This is a genomic window from Novosphingobium sp. B-7 (assembly GCF_000410615.1).
Classification (GTDB): domain Bacteria; phylum Pseudomonadota; class Alphaproteobacteria; order Sphingomonadales; family Sphingomonadaceae; genus Novosphingobium; species Novosphingobium capsulatum.
In genome coordinates this window covers 1-10,408 of the sequence record NZ_APCQ01000460.1, presented here as the reverse complement: position 1 = coordinate 10,408, position 10,408 = coordinate 1, and the positions used below count along the sequence as shown (strand labels likewise).

Below are 10,408 nucleotides of genomic sequence, written 5' to 3'. Positions count from 1 at the left end.
GCGCGTGATCGCGGCGGTGCGCGCCGCCGGAGCCGGGCGCGTGGCTGTCGCTGCGTCTGATCCCGCCATCGCGGCCCTGGCGCAGGAACTGGGCTGCGAACTGGTGCCGGCAGCCCACGGCCCCAGTGAAAGCGCCGCGCGCGGCTTTGCCTTGCTGGGTGCGCCGATGCTGTTGACCACGGCCGATCATGCGCTGTTGCAACCAGCATGGGTTGCCGATTTTCGCGCGGCGGTATCGCGCGATGCCGATGTCTCGGTGCTTTTGGCGCGGCGCGACGTGGTGGAGGCAGCCGTCCCCGAAACGCAGCGCACCTGGCTTCGCTTTGCCGATGGGCAATGGTCGGGCTGCAACCTGTTTCACTTTGCCACGCCCCGCGCCGCGGCCGCGTTTGCGCTATGGCAGGCGGGGGAGCGCGACCGCAAGCGGCCTTGGCGGATCGTCTGGCACCTCGGCCCCCGGCTTCTGCTGCGCTATGCGCTGGGGCGGCTGTCGCTCACCGAGGCGATGGCCACTTTGGGCGGGCGGGCTGGCCTGAGGGTGGAAGCGGTCGCCAGTCCCCACGGGCTGGCGGCTGTCGATGTCGACAAGCCGGCCGATCTGGTGCTGGCGCGGCGGATCGCCGGCCGACTTGGCCCCACCTAGGCGGCTGCTTCGTCCAACCCGTGATGCATGGCATAATGCCACAAGACCGCGCCCAACAACACGCTTGCCGCCACCGATCCGGCGAACACGCTGATGCTGGCGCCCAGGGCTCCGATTTGGGGCAGCAGCACCAGCATCAAGCCAAGTTGCAGCGCCACGGCCGCAGCCCGCGCCACAGTGGCCGACAGCGCGCGATGCACCGAGAGCAGGATCGGCTCGAACGCGGCGGCGGCCAGTTCGATCGCGCCGGCCCCGGCCAGCCACAAGAGATAGACATATCCTGCACCGAACGCGTGCCCGCCCACGGCCATCAACAGATTGCGGCCCGCCAGCGCCACCAGCGCCATCACGGCGCCGGCCGCCAGCAAGCCAGCCAGGCCGACGCGCAGCACCCCGGCGCGAAAGTGCGCGCGCGACGCGGTACGGATCGACCGGACGATTTCGGGAAAGGCGGCCCGCGTGAGCAGGATGGAAATCTTGGACAGGGCATTGGCCAGTTGCGCCGCAAGGCGAAAGGCCCCTGCCGCCTCGGCTCCGACAAAGCCGCCGACCAACAGCAGCGGCGCCTGCCGGGCGGCAAGGCCCAGGGTCGATTGTCCGTTGGTGCTGATCAGCACGCGACCGATCCCCGGATTTTCCGCGCGCGCCTGGCGCCAGCCATGGCGCACCCGCAGCAATCCGCGCACGTCACCGGTTTGCGCCGCCAAGGCCCAGGTTGCGGCCAAGGTCAACAGCTCGGCGATGGCCCAGGCCAGCAGGAAGCCGGCCAATTCCGGCCAAAGCCATTGTGCCAGCGTCGCCCCGACCAGGCGGCCGATTGGTTGCACGCTATCGGCAAGGGCCGCCAGGCGGAACCGATCACGCATGCGCAGAATGCCCGTGGGGGTGGAGCGCAAGGTGATCAGCTGCACCACAGCATAACCGATGGCATAGGGCACCACAGCCGCATCCATGCCGAACGGCGCCGGCCAGAGGGAAAACAGTACAATCACCAAGGCGATGCCCAGGCCGGCGCTGCAGACTTCGATCAGCGCGGCGGCCTGTTCCAGGCGCCAGGTGGCGGCGTTGTCGCCGGCCGCCTCGTGATCGAGGCCATATTGCACGACCACTTTCCACGTTTCGAAGCTGACCAGCATGGCCAGCGTCTGGGCGGTGCCCGTGATCAGGGCAAAGCGGCCGAAATCAGCCAGCCCCAGCGTGCGCGTCGCCATGCCGATATAGACGAGCGAGAGCACGGCCATCAGCGCGTTGCTGGCCAGGAGCCAGCCCAGATTGGCCAGCACCGCGCCCAGCCGCGATCGCGCCGTCACGCCTGGGGTCCGATCGCGCCGCGCCCGGCGGCCAGGTCGCGCAAGGCCTGCGCCGCGCGTTGCACGGCCGGATGGCCTGCCTGATGCGAGACCGTGTCGGCAAAGATCGCCTCTTGTGTGGCGCGAAAGGCATCATGGCGCTGCCATGCGCCAGGGATCAGCGCTGCCAGGCCCGCCGCATCGCGCGCCACGTCGCCAGCCTGCCAGGCCGGATAGGCCCCCTCGCGCGATCGTGGATCGTGCGAGAACGCATCGAGGAACAGCAGCGGCCGGGGTCGGACCAGGAATTCATAAACCTGGCTCGATACGTCGCCGATGTAGGCGTGCGCGGCCAGCGTATAGGTCATGTCGACCAGCGCGGCGCTGCCGGTATCGATCAGGATATTGGCTGCGCTCTGCCAATGCGGGGCGATATCCGGGCGCAGGCGCGCGGTGCGGTATTCCAGCGATACATGAAGTTTCTTGGCAAACAGCATGATATGTGGGGCAAAAATCAGATTGTACGCTTGCCCCGCCGGGCTGGCGAACCAGTCCAGCAGCGCCGGGCCATGATCATACCAGCTCGACAGCAGCGGATCGAAGTGCGGGTTATAGACCAATACGGGATTGCCGTTGGGGAACAGGCGCTTGGACTGGGCAAGATCGATCGTGTCAAACTTGGGGTAGCCAATCACACGCAGTCGCTCGGCCGGGGCGACGCCGCGCGCCACCATCTCGCGCGCGGTCTTGTGACCACTCACCAGGATCAGGTCGAACCCGCCCTTTTCCGGATGATAGGACACCATGCGATCGCCCGCACCGTGGGGCACATAGGCAAACAGCGCCTTGCCCCGCCCTTCGCGGATGGAGAGGCACGTGCGTTCTGCACTGACCACCACACGCGCCGCGTTGATCCGCCCGGCATGATGGCGCAGCCGCATCAGCCGCCGTACCGGCGCCACCTTGTTGGGCAGTGCCAGCGCGGCTTCCAGCCACCCCGGCAACGCCATGTCATACCACGCCACCTGCCCCGCTGCCGGGCCGAGGATGCTTTCCACGCGCGCGCGGATGGCCGGCGTGGCTACCGCGCAGGTGACGGTACGGCCATCGGCACCCGTCTTCACCATCGCGCGCGCGATGCCGGCAATATGCGCCACCTGGTGCGGGGCATCGTGGTTGAACAGAAACAGAATGTCGTCCGCCATGGGCTGGCGGTCACCCAATTCCGGGCGAATTGCAACTCTTTCCCGCCGGGCAAGAGCATGCCCACCGCCCCCATCAGACAGGAGAAGCGAACGTGCCAACAACGCCATGGGTATGGGCGGGCGCCACAGTGTTCCTCGCGTTTTTGCCGCTGAGCGCACTTGCGCAGATACCCGCCACGCCACCGGCCATGCCAGCAGCGCAAAGCCGCACACCCGACCGGGAATGCCTTCCGGGACAACCCTCACTTACCGTGGAGGTCAGCGGCTTTATCAACGACAAGGGGACGGTGCGCGCCCAGCTTTACGGGCCGGGTGGCGCGCGCTTTCTCGACAAGGGGCAATGGGCAATGCGGATCGAGCAGCGCCGCCATGGTGGTGGTCCGATCCGCTTTTGCTTTCCGATCAGCCAACCGGGCGACTATGCCGTGGCGGTGCGCCACGATGCCAACGCCAACGGCAAATCCGATTGGAACGATGGTGGAGGTTTTACCCGCAATCCGCATCTCTCGGTGTTCAAGTTGAAGCCCGCGTTTGCCGCCACGGCCGTGGCTATCACCAACCGGCCGATCAGCGTGCCGGTTATCATGCAGTATCGCAAAGGGCTGATTATCGGGCCATCAGGCCGGTGACGGCGCCAGTTGTGCGGGCAAGACCAGGCGCACCAGGTCGGCTGCATCGGGGCTGGCCAGAAACGTGAGTGCCGGGGCATAGGCGATCTCGAACAAGAGCGCGCCGAGGGTTTCCGGCTGCGCCGGACCATCGGGGAAGCGTTGCCGCAGATAGCCGCCAAGTTCGCGCCAGCCCCGTCGCACGATTTCCTCAAGCCGCTCAAGGCAGGGCGATCCGGGCGGCGAGGTGCGGGCCAGTTCCAGCACCGACAGGGACCATCCGCCATGGCGCGAACGCTCCTGCGCCCAGGCGGCCACCACGTCCACCACCCCGGCGGCATCGGTGGCGCCGTCAAGGTCGGCCAGCAAATCGCCAAGGCTGCGAAGCGCTTCGGCGCTCAACACTTCGAGATAGATCGCTTCCTTGCTGTCGAAATTGGAATAGACCGCGCCCTTGGTGAAGCCGGCCGCATCGGCAATGCGTTCGAGCGAGGTGATCGCATAGCCATCGCGCCGAAACAGATCGGTTGCCGCCTGCAGCAGCCGTTCGCGCGTACGCGCCTGGCTTTCGCTGCGCTTCAATCGGGCCAAACTCGTTATCCCCTCGTGGTCCACGTCTGGCGCGGTTCACGTCGCCAAGAACCGAGGATTAAGCGGAGCCAAGCCGGCTAGGCAAGGCCCTCGCCCAAAAACAGCGTCAGTCGCTGATGCCGATGCGGATCGGCATCGCGGCGTCATCGCCTTCGGGATAGATCACGTCGGGCGCGATCACCACGCGGTTGCGGCCCTGGTGCTTGGCCGCATAGAGCGCGGCATCGGCGGTGCGATAGAGCGCGGCGAAATCGTCTCCGGTCCGCGCCATGGCGACGCCCACGCTCACCGTTACCTGCCCACGCCCGAAAAACGGGGAATGGTCGCAATCACCCAGCCCCGTGCGTACGCTTTCGGCGAGTTGCAGGGCGGCAAAGCGGCCCATGCCGGTGGCGAGCAAGGCAAACTCCTCTCCGCCCAGGCGCGCTGTCACACACATTGCCCCGTCCCAACGCGCGAGCCGCCGCGCCAGCGTTACCAGCACGACATCGCCGGCGTCGTGGCCATGGGCGTCGTTGATCGCCTTGAAGCGGTCGACATCGAGCAGCAGGAGCGCCACACCCTGGCTATCGTCCAACACCGCGTCTGGCGCCTGGGTTACACGGTCGAGCAGCGGGGTGATCGCGTCGGTGAAACCACGGCGATTGCGCAACCCGGTCAGCGGATCGCGCCGGGCCTGCTCCTGCGCTGCTGCTTCAGCAACGAGGGCGCGGTCACGCTCGATCCGCATGCCCATGAAGCGCCGGGTGGCCGCAACCGACAGCCACACCGTCTGCCAGGCCGATGCGGCCAGGACCAGCATCTGCGACCCCCCGCCCCATACGGCGTGGCTGAAATCCACGACCGACGACAGGCCGAGCGCCAGCATCGGCACAGCCCATGCGCCCACAAACGCACGCGCGGCGCTGCTGCCCCGCCGCCATGCGGTAATCAGGCACGATCCGGCCAGAACCAGCAGCAGCAAGACCAGGAAGCCCAATGCATTGGCCCAGAACTCCAGCGGCCCGCTGCGCATCAGGCTGAGCGGCACGCCAAGCAGTGCCGTGGCGAGCGCGACCACACGGGTGGTGCGGCCCAGCCAGCGCGGCACGTGCCCAGGATCGATCGCGGTAAGCAGGCTGTAGGTGGCCAAGAGGGTAGCCAGGCACGACAGCGCCGTGCAGATCTGCGCCGAAACGACCCCGGCCAGCCCCGGAAAGAAGAACAGGTGAAACTGCGACCACATCGCTCCCCAGGCGACCATGCAGGTGGCCCAGGCGCCCTGCCAGGCCGGGAATTGCCGTCGCACCGCGAACGCGAGCCCGAAATTGTAGACCGCGCCCAACGCCAGCAGCATCAGCATCGCGCCGATCATGCTGGCCATTGCCGTGGCCTGGATCTGCGCCTGGCCGCCATCGATCAGGCGCATGCGAAGCATAGGTGCCGATGCCACTCGATCGAACCGCAACATCACGCCAACCAGCGCGGCATCGCGCTGCGGCGGCACGAACGCGATCTGGCCACCCAGGCGCCAGTTCGCGCCATAGGCACCGCGCGCCACCTCCTGCCAATCGGCGGTGCCATCGCCATAGAAAAAGCCCACGTGCAGCGCATCGAACCGCGAGGAATGGACCATCAGCACCGGCGTTGGCCCCGCCTGCGCCAGAGTTTGCGCGTTAACCTTGAGCCAGAGGCTGGCGCGTTGGTAATCGCGCGGCTCGCCATGGCAGGAAAAGCGCGTAGGCAGGGTGGCGTCGTGGCCAAGTGCCGGCGTGGCGCCCGTGGCATGGCAGGCATTTTCCAAGGTAATCCATTGGTCAGGCGCGCCAGCCAGGGCCGGCTGTGCCACCGCCAGGGCCAGGCAAGACAAGATCAGCCGCACCGCACGCCCCAGCATGCGCCGCCCCCCATCCATCGCTGCGTCCAAACCACTCATGCAGCGGCATTTACCACAAATACCTATGTAAATGATTACCGGATTGAAAACCAGCCCGACGCGGGGGGCGCGCCGGGCCGGCGGGGTGGCAACCGGCCCGGTTTGGGGGGTGGCCGGTTGCCGGGGGGCCGGGAAAGCCTAGAAATGCAGGCGGGCACCCACCTGGAGAGAGCGGGGCGCGCCAGGCGCGAAGAACGTCGATTGCAGCAAAGGCCGTTCGCCATCGATCACTGGGCCGGCAAAGGGCCGTGACACCACCCTGCCCTGCGCATCGAAGGCGGTGGCGCCGAGTTGTGCGGCGCTGGCATAATCCTTGTCGAACAGGTTGCGGACCATGGCAAAGATCGTCAGCCCGGTGCGGGGACGAACTTCTCCCCCAAGATTGAACAGCGCATACGGGGCCGTTCCCCCGGGGCCGAGATAATAGGTGCCGTCCGCCTGGTGGGCATTGTTTTCATTGCCGCGAGCAAAGGCACTGGAAACGGCCACCATGTCGAGGTTGAGTGAGAGCCACGGCGTGGCCTCCCAACCCACCGCCGCTTTCACGGTGTGGCGTGGCAACAGGGGAATGCGATTGCCCGGCTGGATCGCGATCGTACCGTCAAAGCCCGGCCCGGCACCATCGTTGCTGCTGTTGCCCGAACCGTTGACCACCTCGCTCGACCGATAGGTGGCGTCGAGCAGCGTATAGCTTGCCGAAAAGGTGAAGCCGCGCAGCCGGGCATCTGCCGACAGTTCCAGGCCCTGCCGCCGCGTCTTGCCGAAATTGCGGAAGTAGCCATAGCCCAAGGCATCGTTGGCCACGAACAGGATATCGTCGCTGCTGTCGGTTCGAAACAGCGCCGCGTGGACATGGCCCCAGCCATTGCCGCGATCGAGGCGGATTTCCATCGTGCGGGCAATCACCTGGCGCAGCGGAGGATCGCCGGCAAGAGCGTTGGGCAGTCGGCATGGGCTGGCCGGGTCGGAACAGCCCAGTTCGATGGCCGAAGGGGCACGGCTGGCCTGGCTCCACGATAGCGCCAGCGTCGTGCCGTCAGCCGCCTTGCCGGTGAGCGTAATCGCCGGGTTGAGGCGATGATAGACCGGGCTGCTGTCGAGCGAGCCGGTGCCGCCGCCCGGAGTGATTGCGTCGCGGTTGCGCACCGCCACCCGGTCATAGCGTGCTGCCAGGTCCAGGGTAAGCCGCTGGCCAAGCCCGACACGGTCAAGTGCATAGGCCGACAGCGCGGTGGTGCGGCTGCGCAGATCGACCCTGGCATCAAAGGCGTTTTCGGAATCCTGCGTGCCATCGGCAAAGGCGCCCGGCCCAGACACCGGCATGACCGTGCGATCGGGCAGGATATAGCCGAACTGGCTGCTTTGCGTGAAATGCGCGGTACTGCCGATATAGGATGCGCCCAGCGTCAGGTCGTGGGCAAACGGCCCCGTGGTGAAGCGGCCCGATGCCTCCAGCGTTGCGCCCCATTCGCTTTGCCGGGTTTGCGAGCGGTTTATCAGGCCATCGCATTTCTCGTTCGGCTCGGTGTTGAGCAGCACGTTGGCAATGCAGCGCCATTGGGGAAACGGCGTATTGGCCTGGGTTTCGCCGGCAACGGGAAAGCCGGTATAGCCGGCGCTGGTGAGGGCCGCCTGTTCAGCCGCATTGGGCTGATAGAGGTTTTCGCCCAAGGCATCATCATTGACGTCGCCATTGTACGTCTGCGTGCGCAGATGGCGCCAGAAAGCGTTGCCGCGCAGATGCAGCCCGCTGTCCAGGCGGGTTTCGCCATTGAGCACGACCATGCCCATGCGATTGCGGGTATTGTCGGGCGCGGTGTAGACGCTGCGCCGATCCGCAGCGAGCAGGCGCATTTCCTGAAGGCCATTGCCGTTGAGGTTGGTATCGGCAAAGTGGCCCGCCAGCGACACGGACGATGCCGCATCGCTCCACCCCAATTTGGCCAGCGCCCGGCTGGCGCGCGAGCGCGAAAGATCGCGCCAGCCGTTCTCGCGGAAATGGTCGGCGGCGACGTACCAATCCAGCCCACCGGGCAGAACGCCGCCGGCCTGGGCGCTGCCGGTCACGCGGCCGAATGCACCGCCGCTGGCCTCCAGCGTGACGCCAGGATCGCTCTTGCCGCTCTTGGTGCGCAGGACCAGCGCGCCGCCCAGGGCATTGCGGCCGAATTGCGGGGCCGCGCCCGATACCAGGTCGATATCGGCCACCGCCACGGTGGGAATCAGATCCCAGCTGACCACGTCACCGAACGGCTGGTTGACGCGCACCCCATCGAGATAGACCGAAAGCCCCTGCGCCGTGCCGAGCAGCGGCGAGGCGGTGAGGCCGCGATAGTTCACATCGGGTTGCAGCGGATTGCCCTGCACGTCGTTGATCGTAACGCCGGGTGCCGTGCGGGCCAGATGCTCGGCGACGCTTACTGCCTGAGTAGCCTGTAGTGCCCTGGCATTGCCCACTTCCGGCGCTTCACCCGCCAGCGGCGTGGCGCGCACGATAATGTCAGGCCCCGTCGCGGTCGTATCCTGCGCTTGTGCCGGCATCGCCAGGCACAGGCACGATGCACCCGCGCAGAACCAGCCCCTCATGTCCCGCATCACGCTCTCCCTGTTTTTCAACATGGAGGCCGTAACAGGATGAAACGCCAATAACCTGAGCGAACGCTCAGACTGACCCAAGGTATGAGACGGTGCTGGCGCCTATTCCGGCAAAGTCAGGCGAAAACCCCGGCCGCGAACCGCGGCGATCGCCAGGCCGCAGGGGCCAAGCCGCTTGCGCAGCGCACTTACCGCCACATCGACGGCGTTGTCGGTGATCACGGCATCGGCGCCCCACACCCGATCGATCAGCGCGATCCGCTCCACCACCTCACCCCGTGCCAGCGCCAGTTCGGCCAGCAGCGCCAGGCTGCGCGGCTCCAAGGCCAGCGGGGTGCCGTGCCATGCGGCTGTGCCGGCGGCGCGATCGATGGAAAGGCCCTGCCAGGTGATCGGCGGCGGCAGCAATTGCCCGGCGCGGCGCACCAGCACACCCACCCGGGCCGCCAGTTCGGCAAAGGCAAAGGGCTTGGCCAGGTAATCGTCTGCGCCGGCGTCAAACCCTTCCAGCCGATCATCGAGCGCTGTGCGCGCTGTGAGCATGAGGATCGGCATGGCATGCCCGGCGTCGCGGATCTGGCGGCACAGCGCCAGGCCATCGGCATCGGGCAGGCCGATATCGAGAATGACCGTGGCCATCTGCTCGCGCGCCAAAGCGTCGAGCACGCCCGCCCCCTGGCGCAGCCACCGCACGCCAAGGCCGCGGCCGCCCAGGCCCTGGACGATCGCCCGGCCAATGCCGGCATCGTCTTCCACCAGCAGGACCAGGCTCATACCGCGCCATCCTGCAAGGGCAGGCGAAAACGGATCGCGCAGCCGCCATCGGGCTGGTTTGCTGCCTGCACGCTGCCACCATGACGCTCTGCCACCCAACGGGCCAGGGCCAGGCCCAACCCACTGCCTCCACGCTGCCGGCCTTCGTGGGTCTGGTAATAGGCATCGAAAATACGCGGCAGTTCGGCCTCCATCACCCCTGGACCGCGATCGTGGATCACCACCTCAGCCACGCCATCAGCGGGCATCAGCGTGACGCAAAGAGCCGAATCCATTGGCGAAAACTTGATACCGTTTTCGATCACCGCCAGCAGCGCCTGGCGCAGCCAGCGGGCATCGCCCATCATCGGGAGGGGGCAGGCCGGGGCGGCCAGCGCCATTGCCACGTCGACGCTTGCCGCATAGGGCCGCGCCGCCGCCATGGCCTCGGCCACCACCTTCCCAAGATCGAACGGCGCGCTCGCCAGGGCCAAGCGCCCATCGTCTGCGGCAGCAAGGCCAAGCAGTTCGTCGATGCGGTGGGTAAGGAAACCGGCCTGCGCCACGATGTGCCCCAGCGTTTCGCGCAAGAGGTGTGGATCGGCATCGGGCTGGTCCAGCGCCACTTCGGCGGCGCTGCGCACTGCGGCCACCGGGGTGCGCAATTCGTGGCTGACCTTGGCAAAGAACAGGCGGCGTGACGCGTCGACGGCGGCGATGCGGGCAGTGCGCGCCTGGACCATGGCCGCCAGCGCGCGGTTGCTACGCCACAGCAGCCAGGCCCCGCAGGCCGCGCAGGCCAGGGCGAC

At 67.1% G+C, this 10,408-nt stretch carries 9 protein-coding genes; 2 read left to right on the top strand and 7 right to left on the bottom strand.

Going from position 1 to position 10,408, the window contains the following annotated elements; genetic code table 11:
• On the top strand, positions 1-643 hold a 643-nt coding region (locus H926_RS25825), incomplete at its 5' end, for a GTP--adenosylcobinamide-phosphate guanylyltransferase (protein WP_022675440.1).
• Here the strand turns inward: H926_RS25825 and H926_RS0105620 are convergent.
• Together H926_RS0105620 and H926_RS25820 are read right to left on the bottom strand one after the other, a co-directional pair.
• The gene (locus H926_RS0105620) at positions 640-1,953 is read right to left on the bottom strand and encodes a lipopolysaccharide biosynthesis protein (RefSeq protein ID WP_022675439.1); all 1,314 of its coding nucleotides are present in this window, start codon (positions 1,951-1,953) and stop codon (positions 640-642) included. The two genes, H926_RS25825 and H926_RS0105620, sit on opposite strands and share 4 nt — an antisense overlap.
• Positions 1,950-3,137: a hypothetical protein gene (locus H926_RS25820; RefSeq protein WP_022675438.1), complete on the bottom strand. Its 1,188-nt coding sequence runs from the start codon at positions 3,135-3,137 to the stop codon at positions 1,950-1,952. Before H926_RS25820 ends, H926_RS0105620 begins: the two co-directional genes overlap by 4 nt.
• A 92-nt stretch (positions 3,138-3,229) precedes the next feature.
• Here H926_RS25820 and H926_RS0105610 point away from each other — a divergent pair, with 92 nt between their 5' ends.
• Positions 3,230-3,766: a DUF2141 domain-containing protein gene (locus H926_RS0105610; RefSeq protein WP_133816476.1), complete on the top strand. Its 537-nt coding sequence runs from the start codon at positions 3,230-3,232 to the stop codon at positions 3,764-3,766.
• On the opposite strand, the gene H926_RS25815 is transcribed toward H926_RS0105610, so the two are convergent.
• The 5 genes from H926_RS25815 to H926_RS25805 all read right to left on the bottom strand — a co-directional run.
• Entirely contained in the window at positions 3,755-4,327 is a 573-nt protein-coding gene (locus H926_RS25815) for a TetR/AcrR family transcriptional regulator (RefSeq protein WP_022675436.1), read from the bottom strand. The genes H926_RS0105610 and H926_RS25815 overlap by 12 nt on opposite strands.
• Positions 4,328-4,442: 115 nt before the next feature.
• A complete protein-coding gene (locus H926_RS25810; protein ID WP_022675435.1) occupies positions 4,443-6,212 on the bottom strand; it encodes a diguanylate cyclase in 1,770 nt (589 codons plus the stop codon).
• Between the two features lie 177 nt (positions 6,213-6,389).
• The gene (locus H926_RS0105595) at positions 6,390-8,846 is read right to left on the bottom strand and encodes a TonB-dependent receptor (protein WP_028657636.1); all 2,457 of its coding nucleotides are present in this window, start codon (positions 8,844-8,846) and stop codon (positions 6,390-6,392) included.
• Between the two features lie 102 nt (positions 8,847-8,948).
• Positions 8,949-9,620, bottom strand: coding sequence for a response regulator transcription factor (locus tag H926_RS0105590; RefSeq protein WP_022675433.1), 672 nt, complete (start codon positions 9,618-9,620; stop codon positions 8,949-8,951).
• Positions 9,617-10,408, bottom strand: a 792-nt coding sequence (locus H926_RS25805) for a sensor histidine kinase KdpD (protein ID WP_022675432.1), incomplete at its 5' end; no start/stop codon positions are given. The genes H926_RS25805 and H926_RS0105590, both read right to left, overlap by 4 nt.

Bases quoted from the DNA above. Each gene is read 5' to 3' on its own strand.
- H926_RS25820 (WP_022675438.1), bottom strand. From the start codon at position 3,137: ATGGCGGACGACATTCTGTTTCTGTTCAACCACGATGCCCCGCACCAG.
- H926_RS25810 (WP_022675435.1), bottom strand. From the start codon at position 6,212: ATGCTGGGGCGTGCGGTGCGGCTGATCTTGTCTTGCCTGGCCCTGGCG.
- H926_RS0105595 (WP_028657636.1), bottom strand. From the start codon at position 8,846: ATGCGGGACATGAGGGGCTGGTTCTGCGCGGGTGCATCGTGCCTGTGC.
- H926_RS0105590 (WP_022675433.1), bottom strand. From the start codon at position 9,620: ATGAGCCTGGTCCTGCTGGTGGAAGACGATGCCGGCATTGGCCGGGCG.